At 68.4% G+C, this 21919-nt stretch carries 7 protein-coding genes; all 7 read right to left on the reverse strand.

Features of this window, described 5'->3' with window-relative positions:
* Positions 1-13 precede the first annotated feature (13 nt).
* The 7 genes from IB228_RS11790 to IB228_RS11820 all read right to left on the reverse strand — a co-directional run bounded on the left by IB228_RS11790 (position 14) and on the right by IB228_RS11820 (position 21907).
* Positions 14-1048, reverse strand: coding sequence for an OmpA family protein (locus IB228_RS11790; protein WP_192198650.1), 1035 nt, complete (start codon positions 1046-1048; stop codon positions 14-16).
* Positions 1049-1058: 10 nt separating this feature from the next.
* Positions 1059-4421, reverse strand: coding sequence for a hypothetical protein (locus tag IB228_RS11795; RefSeq protein ID WP_192198652.1), 3363 nt, complete (start codon positions 4419-4421; stop codon positions 1059-1061).
* A gap of 44 nt (positions 4422-4465) precedes the next feature.
* On the reverse strand, positions 4466-13990 hold the full coding sequence (locus IB228_RS11800) for an SdrD B-like domain-containing protein (RefSeq protein ID WP_192198654.1): 9525 nt from the start codon (positions 13988-13990) through the stop codon (positions 4466-4468).
* A 360-nt stretch (positions 13991-14350) separates the two neighbouring features.
* The gene (locus IB228_RS11805; protein ID WP_192198656.1) at positions 14351-15061 is read right to left on the reverse strand and encodes a response regulator transcription factor; all 711 of its coding nucleotides are present in this window, start codon (positions 15059-15061) and stop codon (positions 14351-14353) included.
* Between the two features lie 240 nt (positions 15062-15301).
* Positions 15302-16795, reverse strand: coding sequence for a glycoside hydrolase family 47 protein (locus IB228_RS11810; protein ID WP_225562409.1), 1494 nt, complete (start codon positions 16793-16795; stop codon positions 15302-15304).
* A gap of 25 nt (positions 16796-16820) precedes the next feature.
* Complete coding sequence (locus IB228_RS11815) at positions 16821-19493, reverse strand: glycoside hydrolase family 2 protein (protein ID WP_225562410.1); 2673 nt, start codon at positions 19491-19493, stop codon at positions 16821-16823.
* Between the two features lie 152 nt (positions 19494-19645).
* Complete coding sequence (locus IB228_RS11820) at positions 19646-21907, reverse strand: family 20 glycosylhydrolase (protein WP_192198658.1); 2262 nt, start codon at positions 21905-21907, stop codon at positions 19646-19648.
* Positions 21908-21919: the final 12 nt, after the last annotated feature.

Consider the following 21919-nt stretch of genomic DNA (forward strand, 5'->3'; position numbering starts at 1 on the left):
CCGGACCGGCGGATTATAGGCCCGGCGCGGGCTTTTCCCCGGTCGCGCCCGCTTGCAGCCTGACTTCGACCCGGCGGTTCGGGATCAGGCATTCGCGCAGCGCCTCGCGCGGCTTCACGCCATCGCAGGCCTGCACCTGTTCGGTATCGCCGCGGAAGGTGTAGCGGATGGCTTCGGCGGGCACTCCTCGCTCGATCAGCCATTCCCGCACCGTGCGTGCGCGGCGCTCTGACAGGCCCTGGTTGTAGTCGTAGCCCCGGCCCTGCAGGCGATCGGCATGCCCCACCAATTCCACCGACGCCAGGGTCAGGCCTTCCTCGCGCACCCGCGCCAGCTCCCGCTCCAGGCTCTGCAGCGAGTAGGCGCGGATGTCGCCGCGGCCGTCGCGATCGAACTCGAACAACACGTTGGCGGTCAGCACCACCGGTGCGGCCGGCATGGCGGCCACACCGCACTGGCGCGCCAGCGCCTCGGCGTCGCTCACCATGTCCTCGGCTATCTGGATATAGGGCTTGGAATGGCGCCACTGCTGCTGGTTGAACTCGTTGCCGGCATGCACCAGTTCCACTTCGCCGCAGGCCACCGCCTGCTGCGCGCAGACGAAACCCGGCGTGCCGTGGATCGCGCCCAGGCGCTTCCACAGGTCCTCGCGCACGCGGGCCGCACCGTTGACCAGCGGGGTGTCGATGGGCAGCGGCGAGACGCCCTGCTCCATCCCCACGATCAGCTTCTCCGATTCGGTCAGCGCTTCCTGCGGGAACGCGCTGCGATCGTTGCGGGTGTATTCGTGGAAGGACACGTCCAGCCAGCACTGGGCCTTGGACAGGTGGTAGTCGCGCACCGGGCGGCCGCCGTCGTTGAGCGCCTGGATACGCCCCTGGGTGGCCTCGTAGCCGGACAAATCGGCATGGATGGCCTCGTCGGTGATGCGATCGCGCGGCGGAACCAGTTGGGTCTGCTGCGCGGCGGCCGTGCCGGCCAGGGCGGCCAGGGCGGCCAGGGCGGCCAGGATGGCGGCGGTGATGAGCGTGGACTTGGTGATGGTCATATGGGGTTCCTCAGCGCACCGGATCGCGGTAGCGGGCGTCTTCCCTGCGGAAGAGGTCTTCGTCGAACTTGAAGCGCAGGCGGATGAAGGCGCCCTGCTGGGTGTACTCGTAGCCGGTCAGGTCCTCGTCGCCGCGGAAACCGGTGGCGTTGTAGCCGACCGACAGCCACAGGTTCTGCCGCAGCAGGCGCCCGACTTCCACGCCGAACGCGTACTGGTTGGCGCCGTACTGGCCACGGAAGGTCGAGGCCAGCACGCCGATGTCCCAGTTCTCGGTGATGTCGTAGACCACGCGGCCCGACAGCAGCACCGCGCGGAAATCGTCGTTGACCCGGCCGGTGTCGGCATAGAAGAAGCTGTCCTGCTGCCACTTCGCCGCCACCCGCCCGGTCAGCCACCACGGCCGCGATGGATGCCAGTCGGCGTGCGCGGACACGATGTGCGCGCTGGTGCGGATGTCCTGGCCTGTATCGGAACCGAAACCGGAACCGTCCATGCCGCTCTCGTCCTTCTCCAGCTTGTACTCGTAGCGCGCCAGCGCGTTGATGCGGTTGGTGTCGGTATCGCGGTAGGCCACGCCGACCTGGAAGCGATCCTGCAGCACGTCGCCGCGCGCCGCGTAGACCGTGCGCAGCAGGTAGTTGCGTGCCAGCACGGTCCAGTCGCGGTTGAGCTTGCGCGCCGCGAGGAACTGCAACAGGGTGGTGTTGTAGGCCTCGTCCGTCGGGGTTTCGGCGACGTCGTCGGAAATCCGGTGTTCCAGCCGGATGTTGCCGCGCCACAGCGGATTGGCGCTGTAGTCCAGGGCGATGCCTATCCCGGTCGAATCGCCGACGTTGCCGGAGATCACGTTGGTATGCTCCAGCGAGGTGTCCAGGCGCAGTCCCTCGCGCAGGTCCCAGCGGTTGCGCATGCCCGAGGCCGCCTGGATGTCGCGGCCGGCGATGGCGTCGCGCAGTCGATATTCCGAGAACAGCTGGGTATCGCGCAGGAAGCTGGTATCCACGCCCAGTGCCACCGTATCGGCCTCGCGACCGTCCTGGGTCAGGCCGTTGACACCGCTGATGCCGGTCTGTTTCTCGTAGCGGCCATACAGGCGGCTGCGCTCCCGCAACTGGAAGTCCACGCCGAGGGCGAAGCGATTGCGATCCTCGCCATGGATGTCCTGCTCCACCTCGCCGCCCAGGTTCAGGCGATCGCTGGCGCGGTAGCCAACGCCGAAGCGCAGCATGTCCGAGGACAGCTCGGTGCCGACCGGCAGGCCGCTGGCGACATCGTTGGGGTTGCCATTGCTGATGATCGGCAGGCCGGTCAACGGGTCCAGCGGCTGCTGACCGTAGCCCAGCGCGCCGCCACCGGCGCCGGTGGCGTAGCCGCCGGACAGTCCGCCCAGGTTGCCGTATCCACTGTTGGTCGCCCAGGTGTAATAGGCGCCGACGGTTTCGCGGATGGCGCGGTAGCCGAAATCCAGGGTCAGCTTGTCGGTCACCTTGACGCGCGTGCCGACGCTGCCGGCGTTGCGCTCGCCGCCGTCGGGATTGCGGTCTTCGCTGCGCAATCCCTCCGCGTACAGCTCGAAGCGCTCGTTCAAGCGGTAACGCGTGGTCAGGCTGTACTCGCCCCGCCCGCCGTACAACGGCGAGGCCTGGTTGTTGAACTCCGGATCCGACTGTCCGGCGAACAGTTTCAGATCCGCCTTCTTGCCGGCATGCCCCAGCTCCACGCGCCAGGCGTTGCCTTCCACCAGCCCGCTCAGCCCCTGCAACGCGGGCGTGCCGTATTGGTTGATGGAGTTGGTGTTGACCTCGCTGCGCGTGCGCGCCGCCTCGGCCACCAGCCATGTGTTTTCACCCAGGCGGTAGCCGACGTTGGCGCTGCCCATCTCGAAGCTGGCGAACGGATTGCGGTCGTCCACGTAGGATCCGCCGATCTCGCCGTTCTGTCCGACCCGCAGTTGCGCGTCGCCACCGACCACCCAGAACTTTTCGGTGCCCTGATCCAGTTCGTAGGTGATGCGCAGCGACACCGGATTCAGATCGCCATCGAACGAGGGCAGGAAGCTGTTGAGCAGGATGCGGCCGGAGAACGGCTCGAAGCTGTAGTCCACCAGCCGGGCCAGCGGACGCACCGAGACGATGCGCGAAGGCTGGTTGCGATCGCGCACCACGACCTCGACCCGCTCGCTGCCTTCCAGCACCGCGTTGTTGCGCAGGCCGTAGGGGCCGCTGCCCTGGCTGGGCAGTTCCTCGATGACCTGGCGCAGCGAGTCCTCGATGGCGAACACGTTGCCGCGCACGCGCGCGTTCTCGAAGTGCCAGCCCAGTCCGGTCGCGGTGCGGTTGTAGGTGCCCAGCACGCGCTGCGGCGCACGCTCGCCGAAGCCGACGCCGGTCTGGGTGGCGATGCTGTCGCCGGTCTGGAAATCACCGTACAGCAGGTAGTTGCGGCCATTGTCCACGCGCACGTACAGGCGCTCGGCCGAACGCGCGTCGAAACCGCGCAGCGACGCGTCGCCATATACCGGATAGAACTCCTCCGGCTGGATGTCCCGCAGCAGGCGGGCCCGCACTTCCTTGTCCGAGTCGTAGGCGGCGGTCAACAGGTACTCGCCCTTGATCCGCCCCTTGACGAAGAACGCCGCGCGCGCCGCGCCATTGGCCTTGCCGTTGTTGAACTGCTTTTCCCAGCGGCGGATTTCCCGCTCGAAACCATCGCCGCGGGTGCTGCCGTCGATCAGGTTGTCGCCCTTGCGGCGGAAGTTGATCACGCCCTCGATGAGGCCGGTCGCGATCATCTCGCGCATTTCCGGCACGAAGCCGACCACGCCCTCGGCGGTCTCGCCGCCGGAGGTCACCCGCAGCAGCACGTCCTGCGGGTCGTGCGGCGCCAGCAGGTCGAACTCGGCGCGGCCGTCGCGCACCGGCACCTGCACGCCGGGCGTGACCTTGTCGGCGTCCAGGTGGCCGGGGCCGAGTTCGTCGGTACGGCCATCGGGCAGCTTGATGCGGCCGCCGGAGTTCTCGACGGTCGCGAAGGCCTCGCCGGCCAGCGGCTTGCCATCGGCGCCGAACAACTGGATCACCACGTGCACCGGCGACTGGCCGTCGGCCGGAACGCCGTCGCGATCCACCTCCACCACCACCCGCTGCACGCCGGCGTTGGCGCGGTAATCGACATTGCCCGGTTGCGCATACAACGGTTGCGAGGTGGCCTGCTGGCTTTGCGGCGATTGCGGGAACAGCGGCGTCGCCTGTCCCAGCACCGGGGTGAAGCGCTGGTCGCCGGAGACGTTCTGGGCCATCGCCATGGCCGGCATCAGCACCAGCGACAGCGCCAGGCTCAGCGGTTTGCGGGAGAAAGGTTGGGGACGCATGGTCTTCCTGGCCTGGCGGACGCGGGCGGATCGCGGGGTGCGGCTCATGGCTGCACCTCCGTGCCGGCGGCGGGACTCGGGGCGGTCGCCCTCGGATCCACGATCGGGCGCTGGTTCGCCGAGTCGGTGCCCTGCTGCGGGCTGCGCAGCGGCTTGCTTTCGAAACGCAGCGGCGATTGGCCCGGTTCCGTTTCCGGCGCGCGGATCTCGCCCTGGGTGCGGCGTGCCTTGACCTGTTCGATCACCGGGTTGGAGCAACTGCCCTCGATGAAGTCGGCGCGATGCAGCTCGCCGTTCTTGAGGTCGATGAACAGGCTGTCGGCGTCGCCCAGGTTGCGGTTGCTGCTGGTGGTCAGGCGCGAGCCGACCGGCAGCGTGGACGCGTCCACCTTCAGCGTGTGGCTCTTCGGCGGCAGGCCGCAGTAGCTGTACTTGCCTTCCGAATCGCTGATCAGCCAGGTACCGTCCTCGAAGTACATTCGCACGCCGGGGATGCCCAGTTCTTCCTTGTCCTGCACGTGGTTGACGTTGCAGTCAACGAACACCTTGCCCAGCACGCAGCCCTCGTCGGCGAACACGCCGCCGCTGACGATCACGCGGTACTCGGCCGGATTGGATGGCACGGTGCCGCCGTTCGGATACGGCGCCAGCGTGTTCGGATCCACGCAGCCGCCGGTGATCGAACAGCCCCAGGCGCGCGCGCGGTTGATGCCGTCGCCCTGCTGGCTGCCCACGCCCACGCGGACGCGGTAGCTCAGCACCTTCTGCGCGCCGACCGCCAGCGAACCGACGTCGAACACCAGGGTCGGTCCGGGCTTGCCGATCGGGTCGGCGATGCCGCTGCCATCCACCCGCGCGGTACCGGCGATGAAGGTGAAGCCATGCGGCAGGCGGTCGATGACGTTCACCGTGCCCAGCGCGGCACCCGCGGTCTGGCGGATGGTGATCGTGTAGACCAGGCTGTCGCCCACTTCCACGGTCTTGCGGTCGCCGGTCTTGGTGATGACCAGGCCGGGCGCCACCTGCGGATCCAGCGGGATGTGGTTGTGCACCGGCGCGGCCACGCCCGAACCCAGGTTGACCTCCAGGTAGTAGGTGGTCGCGGTGCCGGCCGGGCCGGTCGGCGCGGTCGCGTTCGTCTGCACCGGATAACCCAGGCCCGGCGTGGACGGCGGCGTCAGCGGCGAGTTTTCCGCCGGAATCATGCCGGACTCGAAGGTATAGCCGGCCGGTGGAGTCACCGCGATCTGGAACCGGCACGACGCCGGCGCGCCCGGCGCCATCAGGAACTGGTAGAAACCGTCGGCGCCGACCGTCATCGAGATCGCGTTGCCCTGCACGGTGTAGCCGCCCATGGCCGCGTTGAGCACGTGCTGTTCCGGCGCATAGGCCGGGCAGCTGCCGATCGGCGTCAGGGTCACCCGCGAGCCCGGGACCGGGCTGCGCGTCACCGCGTCGTAGATCACGCCGCCCGGATTCAGCGGCAGGCTCTGCTGCGGCAGGTTCGCGCCCGGGGCAAGCACCACCGACAGGCGGGTGACGCCGTCGGTGCTGCTCGGGCAGGAACTGGCGGTCCCACCGCCGATCGCGCCGGTGGCGTCGCACGGCGCGGGCGAACCGCCAGCGGTTTCGCCGCTGACCGGCCAACCCCACACCACGCCGGTGGCGGGGTCGCGGAAGCGGATGTCCAGCGGCACGCCGGGAATCTGGTCGGCAATCGAATAGGAACCGTCGACGCCGGTGGTGGCCGTACCCACCACTTGTCCATTGGCGTCCACGACTTCCACGGTCCAGCCACCCAGGCGGCGATCGCCACCGTCGATCAGACCGAAGTCGCTGCCCTGGTCGAACCACACCGTGCCGGAGACCGACGCGGCCAGTTGCACCGGCGTGGGCAGGCGGCAGGCGTTCTGGGTGATCGCCGGGTCGCATACCGGCAGGTCGTCGACGTTGCCCTCGAAGTTGGCGCGTTCTTCCTGCGTTGGCGTGCGGAACTCGTTCTCGCCGCCGCCCTCGACCAGTACCGCGTTGTTCACCGGCGACGCCGCAGCGGCGGTCGCCGCGACACGCACGCGCGCCACGATGGTGTCGGTCGCGGTGGCGCCGGCGGCGATGACCGTGCTGCTGGCGCAGCGGAAACGGTTGTCGCCGATCGCGCCGGTGCAGTTCCAGCCGGACCCGGCCGGCGTGGCGTCCAGGGTCAGGCCGGCAGGCAGGCGATCCTCCACCACGTATTCGCCCGTGCTCGCCTGCTGGCCGATGTTGCGCACGCGGATGGTGTAGGTGCCCACGTTGTTGACGGTGAAGGTCGCCGGCGTGGCGGTCTTGCTGACCACCAGGTCGGGCGAATCGCCGACCTCGCCGAAGTTGTTGTCGATCGACTGGCCGCCCGGCGGCAGCACGATGCCGCTGATCGCCGACGGCGTGGTCGTCACCGGCGTGGCGGTGCCGGTCGGAGTGCCATCGATGGTGCCCGGCGTGGTGATGCCGTTGAGCGTTTCGGCCGGCTGCGTCGGCTCGGTCACCGTATAGGTACCCGGACGCAGATTCTCGAAGCGATAGCGGCCCTCGCTGTCGGTGGTGACGGTGACGTCGACCGTTTCGCCGAGATCGTTGGTGCCGGTCAGCACGACCTGCACGTTCGGGAAGCCGCCCTCGCCCGTGTCGATGACGCCGTTGTTGTTGCCGTCGTTGTAGACCCGGCCCGAGATGGTGCCGGCGGGAACCTCGCCGAAGTTGTTGTTGGCCGCTTCCTCGCCCACGCCCAGCGTGATGCCCTCGATCACCGACGGCGCGGTGGTAGGCGCGGTGGCGGTGCCACCGCCGGTGCCGGGCACGGTGATGCCGTTGAGCGTGCCGGCCGGCTGCTCGGGTTCGGTGACCGTGTAGGTGCCCGGCGGCAGCTCGGTGAACGCGTAGCCGCCGTCCGGCTGGGTGGTGACTTCGCGGGTGATGGCGTTGCCGGCCAGATCGGTACCGGTCAGGCGCACGACCACCGAACCGATGCCCTGCTCCAACGGATCGATGACGCCATCGTTGTCCAGATCGCGCCAGACGCGGCCGCTGATTGCGCTGTTGAGCGGAATCTCGCCGAACAGGTTGTTCTCCGAAGCGGCGCCCGGCGTGGTCAGGTCAATCGCGCTGATCGCACTCGGTACGGTGGTGATCGGCGTGGCGGTGCCGGACGGCGTGCCGCCGACGGTGCCGGCCAGGGTCTGGCCGTTGCTGGTGCCGGTGGGCTGCTGCGGTTCGGTCACGGTGTAGGTGCCCGGACGCAGGCCCTCGAAACGGAAATCGCCGTTGGCGTCCGTGGTCGTGGTCAGATCCACCACCGCGCCGCTGTCGTCGGTGCCGGTAAGGCGAATGGTCACGCTCTCGATGCCGGTCTCGCTGGCGCCGGCCTGCGCGCCGTCGTTGTTGGCGTCGAAGAACACCCGGCCGGAGACCGACACGCCAAGGGTTTCGCCGAAGTCGTTGCGCACGGAGGACTCGCCCGCACCCAGCGCGATGCCGGCGATGGCGCTGGGCACGGTTGCGATCGGCGTGGCGGTGCCCGCGGGCGTGCCGCCGATATTGCCGGCCACGGTGGTGCCGTTGATCGTCGTCGCCCCGCCGACCACCGGCTGCGCGGCCTGCTCGGTCACGGTGTAGGTGCCGGCCGGCAGGTCGCCGAAGCGGTAGTCGCCGTTGGCATCGGTGACCGCCTCGGCCACCGGATTGCCGAGCGCGTCGCGCGTGCCCGCGGGCAGGCTCACCCGCACGCCGCCGATGCCGTTCTCGCCCGGCTCGCGCACGCCGTTGTTGTTGGCGTCCAGCCACACGCTGCCGGACAGCGCGCCGGCCAGTTCGCCGAAGTCGTTGCCGCGCGAACCGGCCACCGGCAGGTTGGTCACCGGGATCTGGTTGAGGCCGTTTTCCTGCCCTTCGGCCAGGCCGGCCGGCTGGGTTTCGCTGATGAGATAGTTCTGGCCGGCAACCGCGCCACCGTAGCTGTAGTCGCCGTTGGCATCGGTGGTCAGGGTGACCGGCGCCGGATCGTCCGCCGTGCCGAACTGGCCGTCCGGACCGGCGCCCTGGATCACCACGGTGACGCCGGGAATGCCGGCGTCGCCGCCGTTGTTGTCACCATCGTCGTTGCGGTCCAGGTACACCGTGCCGCTGATGATGGCGTTGGCCAGTTCGCCGAACAGGTAGCCGGTGGCGTCCTGCCCGGCGGACAGCGCGATGCCGTCGATCACGTTGGCGGTGTTCGCATTGCCCGGAGTCGTCGCGTTGCCCGGCGTATGCCGGCCATCCAGGTAACCGGCCGGCTGCGTTTCGGTGAGCGTATAGCTGGTGCCCGCCTGCGGCGGCAGCAGGTCCGCGAAGCGGTAGGCTCCGCTGCCGTCGGTCTGCACGGTCATGTTCACCGGCTGCCCCAGCACGTCGGTGCCGGTCAGGGTCAGCGTGACATTGCCGATCGGATTTTCGCCGCTGTCGAAAGCGCCGTTGTTGTTGTTGCCGGCGGTGGCCGAGAAGTCCTCGAACACGCTGCCCGCCAGCGATCCCAGCACTTCGCCGAAATCGTTGCCGGCCGAACCGGCGATGGTCAGATTGTTGATCTCGATGACATTGCTCGGATGCTCGCTGCCTTCGCCGTAGCCATCCGGCTGGGTTTCGCTGACGCGATAGCTCTGGCCAACCACCAGGTCGGTGAACTGGTACGCGCCATTGGCATCGGTCTGCAGGATGACCGGCGCGGGATCGTCGCCATTGCCGAACACCCCGTCCGCGCCCGCACCGGTGAGCGTGACGGTGACGTCCTGCAGGCCGCCGTTGGGGCGGGAGTTGACCGTGCCCGCGTCGCCGGCGTCGAAATCGCCGTTGCGGTTGCGATCCAGGTACACGTTGCCGGAGATCGCCGAGATCGCATCCTCGCCGAAGTTGAACTGCACACCATCCAGTCCGGCGCCCAGATCGATGTCGCTGATCCGGTCGGTGGTCGCCGCATCACCGGCCACGCCGGTGGCCGCCGTACAACCGGTCGTGCAGGCCGCGCCACCGATCTGGCCGGGATTCACCGCGCCGGGCCGGTTGCGGTAGTTGCCCGCCGGCAGCGCCTCGCGCAGCGTGTAGGTGATCAGCGGATCGAGTCCGGTGAAGCTGTAGGCGCCGGTGCCATCGGTCGTGGTGGTGCCGATCACCGCGCCGGTCGCCGCATTCAGCAGTTCCACCGTGGCGCCGGCGATCGCGCCGTCGCCGCCGTTGCGGGTGTTGTTGTAGTTGCCGTCCACGTAGACGAAGCCGGACAGCGAGGGCAACCGGACTTCCGGGAAGTTGTAGCGCACGCCCGCCTGGCTGGCGCCGACCGCAATGCCGGTGAACACGGTGTCGGGCGAACCGGTGGCGTAGGCGCCGCCCAGCGACGGTTCGGCACCACCACTGGTCGGCGGGGCGACCGGTCCATCGACGAAGCCGGCCGGCTGCGTCTGGGTCAACGTGTAGCCACCCGCGCCCGCGGGCGACAGATCGCCAAAGCTGTAGCTGCCATCGGCGGCGGTGGTGGTGGTGAGATTGACCGCGTTTCCGTAGGCGTCGGTACCGGTCAGGCGGATGCTGACGCCGCCGATGCCGGGTTCACCGGCAACGCCCTGATGGGTGCCGCCGTTGGCGCCGGCGCGATCCCGATCCTGGAACACCACGCCTGCCAGCGACGAACGCGTGACCAGGATGTCCTCGTCGTCGATGTTGTTGCCCGGATTCGGATCCACCTGCTCGGTGGCGATGCGGGTGGTGTTGACCTGTGCCGCCGCACCGGGATACGAGGTCCAGCGCACCGGGATGATCACGCGCACCTTGCCGGTGACGGTCACGTCGCCCAGGTTGCAGGTCAGTGCCAGTCCGGCGGCCGTGCACGCGCCGGTCCCGTTGGGCTGCTCATCGCCGCCCGGCGATGGACCTTTCTTCTGCCACTGGACCGGACCGGTGATCTCCAGCCCGTTCGGCAGGGTGTCGGTGATGACCGTGCCGGTGCCGTTCTGCGGGCTGGTGCCGCTGCGATCGCGCGACAGGCTGGCGCCGGGGCCGTCATTCGCGCCCTCCAGTACCCAGTAGAACGGCTGGCGCAGCGCCACCGTCGTCGCCGGGGCCGCCGGCAGGGCGACATCCGGATCCAGATCGGGGGCGTCGGTGAACACGTGCTTGGCGACGCGCACATCGGCGCGCGCGCGAATCGTGGTCGGTTCGTCGGCCGCGTTGTTCGTCGGGTTGGTATCGGTCTCGGCCAGGGTCGCCTGGACCTGGTTGCGCACGGTGTCGCCGCCGCCGCCGGGCGCGGTCAGGTAGCGGTACTGGACGTATACATAGCTGGTCGCATTGACGCCCAGCGTGCCCAGCACGTTGCTGCCGCTGAAACCGGCGCCGGGCACGTCGCACTCGATGTTCAGCCCGGGGTCGGCGGGCGTGGTGCCCGCGCCGGTGAACGGATTGGCACTGTTGACGGTGCATCCGGCAGCGCTGAAGCCACCCGAGGGGGCGCCGCCGTTTCCGGGCGCGATGCCGACGAATTCGACCTGGCGCCCGTTCGGCGCGCGGAACGTATCGGTGATCCGCACACTGGTGGCCACCGACGGGCCGCGGTTGAGCACGGTGATGCGGTAGGTGATGAGGTTGGCCGCGGTGTTGACCGCGTCGTAGCCCAGCGGATCCACGCCGCCGGTGAAGCCCAGATCGTCCTTGTTGACGACCAGATCCGCCGCGCCCTGCTCGAAGGTCAGCGAGGCGTTCTTCTGGTCGTCGGCAGCGCTGGTGTTGGTGTTGTAGTCGAACGGACCATTGGCATCGCTGCCGCTGGCGCCACCGGTGATGTCGAAGCTGGCGACGTTGGTGAATTGGCGACCGGCCGGATTGTTGTTGCTGTTGACGTTCGGCCGGATCTGCACGCGCAGGCTCTCGGTCTGCTGGAACGCCAGGTTGACCGCCGGACAGGTGACGATCACCTGGGACGGCGAGCCGGTCGGGTTGGCATAGGACATGCCGCCGGCGGTCGCCGTGGCGGTGGTGCCGCCGGCGGCGCTGTGCGTGCACGCCACGGTGCCGGGGGTACGGGTGGCCGACACCAGCACGAAGCCCGTGTCGTTGGCCGGCAGGGTGAAGATGTCCTGGAAGATCACCCCGGGGACCGCCGACGGCCCCTCGTTGTAATAGCTCATCACATAGTTGCTGACCACGCCGACGCGGCCCACGTTGCCCGTGGTGATGTTCTTGGCGGTCGTTCTGACGTTGGCGCGGCGCTCGACCCGCACCCAGTCCCTGGCCTGGTTGTTGGCGCCGTTGATTTCGCCCACGGAACTGGAGACATCCGGATCCACCGCCACGCCGGCGATGTTGCAGAACGCGCCGCTGGCCGGCGCGCCCGCGCCGCAGCTGCCCGGACTCTGGCCGATGCTGTCGAAGAACGGGAAGCCCACCGTGATGGTGATGTCGGCCGAGTCACCGACCGCCAGTGCGGTCGTGTCCGAGCGGCAGATCACCGAGGGCCCATCGACCACGCAGTTCCAGCCCGCCGGCGATGTCGTGCTTACGCTGGTGCGATCGACACCCGCGGTATTGCCGTTCACGAAACCCGGAATGGTGTCGTTGACGACGATGCCGCTGGCCGGTACCGCGTCGGTGATGGCGAGGTTGGTCACCCGCAGCGTGTAGCTGTAGCTGTTGGTGCCCAGCGGGATGACGTTGTCGGTGCCGCCGTCGTTGGCGCGGGTCCACTTCTCGATTTGCAGATCGACGCGCTCGTTGGTGGTACGGGTGCCGTCGCCGGCGCAATCGTTGGTGGTATTGCGATCCTCGTTGATGCTGCCGGTGCTCGGCTCCAGCGAACCGCCGGAGCCGCCGGTGCAGGCATTGTTGGTCAGCGCCAGATCCGGGGTCCGGGCGCGGGTGACGATCCGCAGCGCCGGCGTGTCGGCATCGCGCGCCAGGTCATAGCGCGAAGGATCCAGATCGCAGGTGACGACCTGCGCCGGACCGCCCGCGTTCCAGGCGGCCGGTGCCACCGAGCAGATCCATTCGCCGGCATTGCCGCCACTGATGTACTCCTCGCCCGCCGCCAGCCGATCCACGACCTGCACGTTGCCGGTCGCCGCGCGCGGCCCGTAGTTGTGCACGTTGATGGTGGAGGTCATCAGGCTGTCGGCGTCGGGGCCGGTACCCGGCCAGATCGCGACCAGTGCCGGCGTCTTGCGCTTGGCCAGCCCCAGATCCGCGCCATTCGGCATCACGCTGAACTGGACGCTGCCGCTGTTGTTGACGGATACCGGATCCGGGGTCTGCGACGTCACCGTCGCGGTGTTGGTCACATCGCCACTGCTGTTGGCGCCGTTGGAAGGCACCATCGCGGTGATGGTGAAGCTGGTGGACGCGCCCGGCGCCAGGTCACCGGCGTAGCTGCATCCGCGGGTGGTGCTCCCGGCCGTCGTCGAGCAGGTCCAACCCGCCGGCTCGTTGCCGCCGGTGATGGTGAAGCCGGCGGGCAGCACGTCCGTCCAGCTCGGATTGGTGGCCGCACTGGGCCCCAGGTTGCTGACATTGACCGTGAAGGTGATCGGATCGCCGGAGATGGCCGGCGCGGGGTTGGCGCTCTTGCTGATCGCCATGTCCGCGCCGGGCGTGACCAGGGTGGTGACGTCGTCGGTGTTGTTGGCCGGGTTCGGGTCAGGCATCGAACCGGCGTTGACCACGGCGGAGTTGATGATGTTGCCGCCACCGACATTCACCTTCGCGCGGAACGAAAAGGCGCTGCTGGCGCCGGGCGCCAGGGTGCCGGCGTGGGTCGCGGTCATCGTGGCCGGATTGAAACTCCAGGCCGGATTGCTGAAGCTGCCGGCCACCAGGCTGACGCCCGCCGGCAGCGTGTCCCGCACGTTGAAACCCGACGACGCGCCCGGACCGTCATTGGTGACGGTCAGCGTGTAGGTCACCTCGTCGCCGCCGATCACCGAAGCCGACGAGGCGGTTTTTTCCAGCCGCAGATCGCCCGACTGGTCCAGCGTGGTCTGCTGGCTGAGCAGGTTGTTGCCGGGTTCGCCGTCGGCGGTGAAGAAACCGTGGCTCGTCGGCAGGTTCGCCAGGGGTTCGCCCACGCCGGGCTCGGTGGCGCTGGCGCGTCCGACGGCGCCATGGATGAACACCGATCCCGGCGCCATGCCGGTGGTGAGCATCTGGATGTCGAAGCTCGCGGCGGGCTGACCCGCCGACAGCGATTGCGGCAACGCGCAGCGGATCCGGACCGGGGAACCGCCCAGGTTGCTGCAGAAGATCGGCAACGTGCCCGCAGCGGCCCCCGCCGGCAGGTCGAACAGGACAACCGCGTCGTTGACCGTATCGACATCGCCATTCTCGACCACGACGTGGTACACGACCGGTGCGCCGACCGGGCTCGGATCGTAGCCGGTGTCGGTCAGGCCGCTGATCTGCAGATCGGCCGCGCTCGCCAGCGTCGGCGGCAGCAGCGTGACCAGCAGCAGCGCGGCCCTGCGAAGCCACTGCCCGCGTTGCCGCACGCCACGCGGAATGGCGGTGGCCTCGTCCACGTCATGACCAGAGACAGGCGCGCGCGCGCATTCGGCGCCAGGCGCCGCAACGACTTGGAGGACCACAGTTTTCCCCTGTTCCGTACACCGCCTTGCGGGCGGTCCTGGTAGCCGTCGGCGCGAAGAACGGTCCTGGCGGCAGTCGCCGCGATGGAACCGGACTTCCCGAAAGACGGTGGCTCTCGCGCCGGAAACGACGCGGCCGCCAAGCGCAGGTTTTGTGCGCTGCAACGGCAGGGGAATCTTATTTTGTGATTCTTATCACCTCAATAACAGAACATCACTCACACTTTCAATCGCTCTCGAACACTCTCGCGCAACGCCGCGCACGAACAGGAACACGCGATGGACTGGGCCTGCTCAGCCGCCCTCGTGCAACCACAGATAGCCGATGCCGCGCACCGCGCGCAGTGGCAGCGCGTGTCCGCTCGCACCCCGTACGCGTTGGCGCAGGCGATGCAGCAGTACTTCGAGCCGATGCGGATCGAAATCAGCAGGCGACTCGGTCATGCCGGCGATCAAGCGTTCGCGTTCCACCGGTTCGCCAGGCTGTTCGAACAACATGCGCAGGAAAACCCGTTCCGCTTCGCCCAGGCTCAACTCCACGCCGTCGGGCGTGCGCAGCTTCCAGCCACCGGCGACCAGCGCCCAACGTGGCGCGGGCTCCGCCGGCACGCTCCGGTCGGAAGCGGACAGGCGACGCCGCAGGCTGGCGATACCCGCGGCCAGTACATCCATGTCCACGGGCTTGACCAGATACAGATCCGCGCCCGTGCTGAGACCCCGCGCCATGTCGTCGCTCTTCCCGCGCGCGGTGAGCATTACGATGCCGACCGAAGCGATCTGGTGCAGGTGGCGGGCAACCGCGTAGCCGTCCTCGCCGGGAAGACCGATGTCCAGCAGCACGATGTCGCAGGGCTGCACGGCCAGGTGTCGGTAAAGCGCTTCGGCGCTGGCGAACCCCACGGCCTGGAAACCGCGCTCGGCAAGTTCCGACACGAGCAGTTCGCGAAGTTCGTCGTCGTCTTCCGTCACCGCGATGCGGGCGGGCGTCAGGGGGGCTTCGGGCATGGAGTCAAGCAGGTTGGATGCCTAGTGTTGTGATTCGCATTACGCTTTCAGCATATCGGATCCGTCGTGATAACGGTTACCGATCGTGCCCTCCGCCGCATCTGATTTTCCGATACTCTCCCCTGCTCTCCCATGCTCTCCGAAACTGGCCCCATGCACCGCTTGGGTACGACCCCGCGGGCAAAAAAAATGCCCGTCCTGGGGACGGGCATTCGGGTGCCGCGGCGATGAAGTCCGGACTCAGTCCTTCCAGGTCTTCCGGATCGGGTGGGCCTCGGTATTGAACACCACCGCGTCGAAGTCCAGCGCGGTCTTGGGCGCGAACAGCAGGTAGTAGTACTTGAAGGTCTCGGCGAACAGGAAGCTTTCCATCGAGTCGTTCTTCTCCTTGCTGCGCACGTCCTTCAGCGCTGCGAAGCCATGCTCGGTGCGGGTGTGGCGGACGAAGTCCTCGAAGAACTCCTTGCCCATGCCGCGATAGCGCGCATCGCCGGTGTAGTGATGCAGGTAGTACGCCGACTCGACGATCTCCGGACGCAGCGGATAGCCCGGCGAGGTCACTTCCATCTTGCCGTAGTCGATCGCTTCCGGCTCGATGCCGTGCAGGCGCCACATCTTCAGGCCGGATTCCTGCAGGCGCTTGGCGCGCTCGAGATCGCCACCGAACGCCAGCAGGCCCGGCATGAACGCGTCCAGCGCGCCGTAGGTGGTCTGGGTGCGCTTGCCGGTGTTCATGTCGGCGTAGCCGTACCACAGTTCGCCCTCGCGCACTTCATCGGCCAGGTACTGGTTGATCGGACCGATGCTCTCGTCCCACATGCGCTTGCAGTCGGCATCGCCGAACAGCTTCCAGCACTTGAACAGGTACTCGTAGTACGAGTCGATGCCGCCGGCGATATGGCTGGTCGGATTGGTCCACTCGCCGGTCTCGACGTTGATGTTCAGACCGACCAGGCCGATCCTGGAGCGGCGGTTGAAGGTTTCGGTCAGCGCCCGCTTGGCCTTGTCGTAATAGATCGGATTTCCGGTCAGCTTGCTCAGCGCGCCGAACTCGATCAGCAGGGTGCCGGTCTCGGCCGGATTGCTGACGGTGCCGCGGACCTTGCCGGTGCGCAGGTTGACGTGGGTGTACGGCAGCCCGGTCTTGCTCTCGAACACCGGCAACAGGCGCTTGCCCAGATCCTCGGCCAGCTTGAGCAGGCGCTCGTCGCCGCTGAGCTGGTAGCCGGAGATCAGCCCGCCGAGCAGGCGGATGGTGATCTCGAAGTTCTGCACGTACATGTCGTGATCGAACGAGAGCTGGGTGGCGATCAGCTCGCGTGCTTCGGTCGCTTCCTTGTCCAGGCCCAGCAGGATCAGCGTATCCAGCGCGTCCACCGGCGACATCAGCAGCGACTTCTCGTACCAGTCGCGCGGCTGGCCGCTGATCGGCTTGAGATCGTCATGGCCCTTCGCGAATTGCATGTAGCCCTGCCACGCATGACGAGTCTCGGCCTTGACCTGTTCGGCCAGACGCGCGGCCTCGGCTTCGTCCACCGCCGGCACGTCCGCGTTGGCGGCCTTGGCGGCCGGCGCCGGTGTTTCAGTGGTCGCGGGCGCGGCCGTTTCGGCCGCCGGCTTCTGACTGCAGGCGGTGCCCGTCACCAGGGTCAGCGCCATCACCACCGCGCCGGCCAGGCGCTGGCCACGCAGGGCGCGACGGGGGGAATTCGTCGGGTTGGATACGTCGTGCATGGGAGTTCCTCTTTGCGGAAAACGATCAGGGAGCCGGCGCGGACATCGCGTCGGCGAGGGATTGAAGGGTCAGCGCCTTGCGCAGCGCCGCCGCGTCGGTCTTCGAGGACACGCGCAGGCTGACGGCTTCGCCCGGCAGCAGGTCCAGCGCGTTGTCGGACAGCGTCGCGTCCAGATCGCCGAAGTCCAGCCACAGCGCACGCACGAACACCGGCGAACGCAGGGTCAGCCGGTAGCCGTCACCGTCGGCGGCCAGCTCGGTGTCGATCCGCTGCGCCGGCAGGCGCAGGTCCTTCGGCGCGGTGAAGTAGACCAGACCGCGCGAAACCGTCTCGCCGCCGCGAACCAGATCGAACACCGCGAACGTGCGCGCGGGATCCGCGCCGCCCAGCAGTTCAGCGTCGCCGAACTCGCCGGCCGGCGTGGCCGCCAGCGCCGCGATCGTGGCCGGCTGGCGGCGTTCCTTCAGCACGCGGCCGTCGAAATCCATCACCCGCAGGCGCCATTCGGCCTCCGTCGCGGTGGTCAGGTCGGACAGCAGCGACAACCGGGTCACGCCCTCCTTGCGCAGCGCCGCGACCGCAAGCGGCGCGAAGAACCGGCGCGCGTGGAAGTTCAGCGGCTTCCAGCGTCCGTAGAAGTCCACGCTCGACCACGAGGCGCCCGGCCATACGTCGTTGAGCTGCCAGTACAGCGAACCCATCGTGTACGGCCGCGAGGCGCGGTGATGCAGCGCGGCCAGCCCGATGCCGTCGGCCTGCATCACCCGGCTCAGGTAGACGAAGCCGGGGAAGTCGCGCGGCTTGCCGTACTCGCGCTCGATGTAGAGCGACAGCCGGGTGTTGCCCTCGCCGGCCAGGAACTTCTGGTGCGCCTTGATCACCGGGCTGTCGACCGCCTGCTCGCCCGGCTTGGCGAAGCTGGCGATGGTGCGCATGTCCGGCCACGCCTGCAGGCCGAACTCGGACATGAAGCGCGGGGTTTCGTCCAGGTAGGCCTGCACCGGCTTGGAACCGGCCCAGACGTCCCAGTAATGCTTGTCGCCCTTGCGCGAATCGTTGGCCTTCTCGTCCAGATCGTTGCTGGGTGAACTGGACCAGTACGGCACGCCCAGTCCCTGCTCGCCCACCACCTGGCGCAGATCCTGGCCGAACAGCGCCACGTAGCCCTGCCAGACCTTGTCGGCGAACACCGGATCCGCCGCCACCAGCTGCTTGCGGTGGCCCCAGTCCTTCCACGCGGTCTCTTCCTCGTTGTTGCCGCACCACAGCACGATGCTGGGGTGGTGGCGCAGGCGGCGGATGTTGTCGCGCGCCTCGGCGACCACGTTGGCCCGGAACGCCGGGTCGTAGCCCGGCTGCATGCCGCCGCCGAACATGAAGTCCTGCCAGACCAGCAGGCCGAGTTCGTCGGCGATCTCGAAGAACACATCGTCTTCGTAATAGCCGCCGCCCCAGTTGCGCAGCATGTTCATGTTGGCGTCGCGGGCGGCGGTCAACGCCGCGCGCACGCGCTTCTCGTCGGCGCGCGGCGGGAACGCGTCGAACGGGATGACGTTCGCACCCTTGGCGAACACCGGCACGCCGTTGATCACGAAGGCGAAGCCCTGGCCCTGCCCGTCCGCGTCGACGTCACGCTGGAGTTCGATCGTGCGCAGGCCGGTGCGGCGCTCGCTGCCCGCCTGCCCGCCCTTGGCCTTCACGGTGGCGCGGAAGGTGTAGCGCGCCTGTTCGCCGTAGCCCACCGGCCACCAGCGACGCGGCTTGGGCAGGGTCATTTCCACCGTCACCGGCTGGACACCGGCGGTCAGCGCGGCCTTGCGGCGCAGGACATCGACGCGGCGCCCATCCGGGTCCAGTACTTCGACCTCCACGTCCGCGGAACCGGCACGCACGGCATCGACCTCCACCAGCACGGCCAGCCGCGCCTGGCGCTCGTCCAGCGCATCGGTGCGCACGGCCAGATCGGTGATGCGCAGGTCGTTCCAGCTCTCCAGCCGGATCGGCCGCCAGATGCCGGCGGTCACGTAGCGCGGGCCCCAGTCCCAGCCGAAGTGGTAACCGGGCTTGCGCACGAAGTTGCCGACCATCGCGTCCTTCGGCTCGTCGCCATAGGGCGAGGGATAGTTGCCGGCGATCTTGTGCGGCATCGCCTGCACCTTCGGCAGCAGCGTGCGGATGGGCGAACGGAACACCACCCGCAGCTCGTTCCCGCTGGCCTTCAGCCGCCCGTCCACGCGCGCGCGCCAGGTGCGGTGGCTGTTGTCCGCCTTCAGCAACGGCTGGCCGTTGAGTTCGACCTCGGCGAAGGTATCCAGTCCCTCGAACACCAGTTCCGCGTGCGGACGCGCCAGGGTCGCGGCATCGACATCGAAGCGGCCCAGGTACTCCCAATCGGCCAGCCCGATCCATTGCAGCCCGGCTTCCGGCGCGCCGACGTAGGGATCCGGAATCACCCCGTTGGCGAACAGATCGGTGTGGACCGTGCCCGGCACCGCGGCCTTCGCCCATCCGGCGGCTTGCGGGTGCGCCGCAAGCTGGGCGTCGCCGGGCAACAGGCGGAAGCGCCAGTCGGCGCTGACCGCCTGTGACTGCGCAGCCGGCTGGGCGATCGCGGTGCTGGCCAGCAACAGCCACGCGACGCAGAGCATCGCGCGCATCCAGGCGGTAACCGTGGCGGCAATGGGTTGGACTCTCATGAACTCGCTCCTCCTCCTCGGCCGACGCGGCTCGGTGCCGTGACGGCACCCGCGTGGCCTGATCCTGCGCCGTTCCCGCCACGCACGCGCGTCGCGGGACCCCGTGCGTCCGTCCGCGACCCGGCATCCCGGATCCGGCCGGACCTCCTGCTTCAATGCCGCAACTGCGTCGCGTCCAGCGGTTTCAGCGACGCCTCGCCCTTCGCCCAGCTCAGCCCGAGGCCGATATCGCCCGAACGCTGGTAGAAATCCAGCCGCAGCCGGTGCCAGCCCCGGCGCAGCGGCACGCTGCCTTCCACCGGCTGATCGTAGGTCTCGTTGCGCACTACCGCCTCGCCGTCGATGTACAGCGCGGAAGCGTCGTCGGCCTGTGCGCGGAAACGGTACAGGCCGTCCTCGGGCACGTGCAGCCAGCCTTCGAACACCAGCCCGAAATGCTCGTGGCGACCGTAGCCGCGCCAATCGAACGACTGCGCGCTGCCGCTGCGCACCGGCTTGGCCGCTTCCATCTCGGCGAACCGGTCGAAGGTGCCTTCGTAGTAACGGTAGGACACGCCGGAGGCGCGCGCTTCCTTCGGTTCCGGCTGCGCCGGCTTGTAGCGGCGGTTGCGCAGGGTCGCGCGGTGGATGCCGCTCTCGCGCCCATCGGCGGTGATCGTCAGCGTGCGCACCGTGACCGCGCCGTCGGCCGGCACGGTGACGCTGACCGGTCCGGTCGCCCGCGGCGAGGCGGTGGTCGGGACGCTGCCGTCCAGGGTGTAGTGGATGCGGCTGCCGGGCACGCGTGGCCGCAGGTCCAGGGTGTACTGATCCTGTTCCACCGCCAGGCCGTCGCGCAGGCCCCAGGGCGCCGGAATGCGGTAACGCAGTCCGGCCTGTGCCAGGCGCGGATACTGGCCGGACAGGCGTCGATCGAAGGCGTCGAAATCGCGCTGCGCCTGCGGCGTCCACGCGATTTCGGCCAGCGCCAGCAGACGCGGGAACACCATGTATTCGACCACTTCCTCGCGCGGCATGCGCTCGGTCCACACGTTCGCCTGCACACCGAGGATGTGGTGGCGCTTGTCGGCCTCCAGTTCCACCGGCACCGGGTCGTAGGCGTAGACGGTCTCGATCGGCAACTCGCCGCCTTTCTGCCAGAGCTCGGTGTCCTTCGGACCCTGGCCATAGTCGAGGTAGCAGCAGCGCGTCGGCGACATGATCACGTCGTTGCCATGGCGCGCGGCGGCGATCCCGCCGGCCTCGCCGCGCCACGACATCACCGTCGCATCCGGGGCAAGGCCGCCTTCGAGGATTTCATCCCAGCCGATCAAGCGCTTGCCGCGCGAATGCAGGAAGCGCTCCATTCGGCGGATGAACCAGCTCTGCAGTTCGTGTTCGTCCTTCAGGCCCTCGCGGCGGATGACTTCCTGCGCCGCCGCGCTCTGCTGCCAGCGCGTCTTCGGCGCTTCATCGCCGCCGATGTGCACGTACGGTGCCGGGAACAGCGGGATGACCTCGTCCAGCACGTTCTCCAGGAAGGTGAAGGTTGGCTCGGTCGGGCAGAAAATGTCGTCGAACACGCCCCAGGTGGTGCCGGTCTCGAACGGTCCCGGCGTACAGCCCAGTTCCGGATAGGCGGCCAAGGCGGCCAGCGCATGGCCCGGCATCTCGATTTCCGGAATCACCGTGATGTGCAGCGACGCCGCGTAGGCGACCACGTCGCGCACTTCGTCCTGGGTGTAGAAGCCGCCGTAGGGTTTGCCGTCGCCGTCGGTTTCCTTGCGCTGCCCGCCCACTTCGGTCAGGCGCGGATAGCGCTTGATCTCGATGCGCCAGCCCTGGTCGTCGGTGAGATGCCAGTGGAAGCGGTTGAGCTTGTAGTGCGCCATCCGGTCCAGCAGCCGCTTGATGAAATCAACCGGGAACAGGTGGCGGCCCACGTCCAGGTGCATGCCGCGATAGGCGAAGCGCGGCGCGTCATCGATACGCTGCGCCGGCAGCTCCAGCCGCTGGGCGCGCTCGATGGGCAGCAGTTGCATCAGCGTCTGCACACCATAGAACTGGCCGGCGGCGTCGCCGCGCAGGCTGACGCCTTGCGGCTGCACATGCAGTTGGTAGCCCTCGGCGGCGATGTCCTTGCCGGCGGGCGCCAGCCGGATCACGTCGGCGGTTTTCGCCGATGCCTTGCCGCAATCGCGCAGCGCCCAGCCTTGCCGCTCGCGCAGCCAGGCATTGAACAGATCGGCATTCGCCTGCGCGTCCTTGCCTTCCGCGCACAGCCGCGTGGCAGGCGACAGCACGAAGGTTCCGGTTTCCGGTTTGACCGATGCCGGCAACGGCACCAGCGAAGGCGCCGGTGCCTGTGCGGATGCCTGTGCGTGCGCGAATCCCGATGCCAGCAGGACCAGTCCTGCCGCCAGCCAACGTTGCATCGATCCAAAACT

This window comes from Pseudoxanthomonas sp. PXM04, from assembly GCF_014851695.1.
In the GTDB taxonomy this organism is placed as follows: Bacteria; Pseudomonadota; Gammaproteobacteria; order Xanthomonadales; family Xanthomonadaceae; genus Pseudoxanthomonas_A; species Pseudoxanthomonas_A beigongshangi.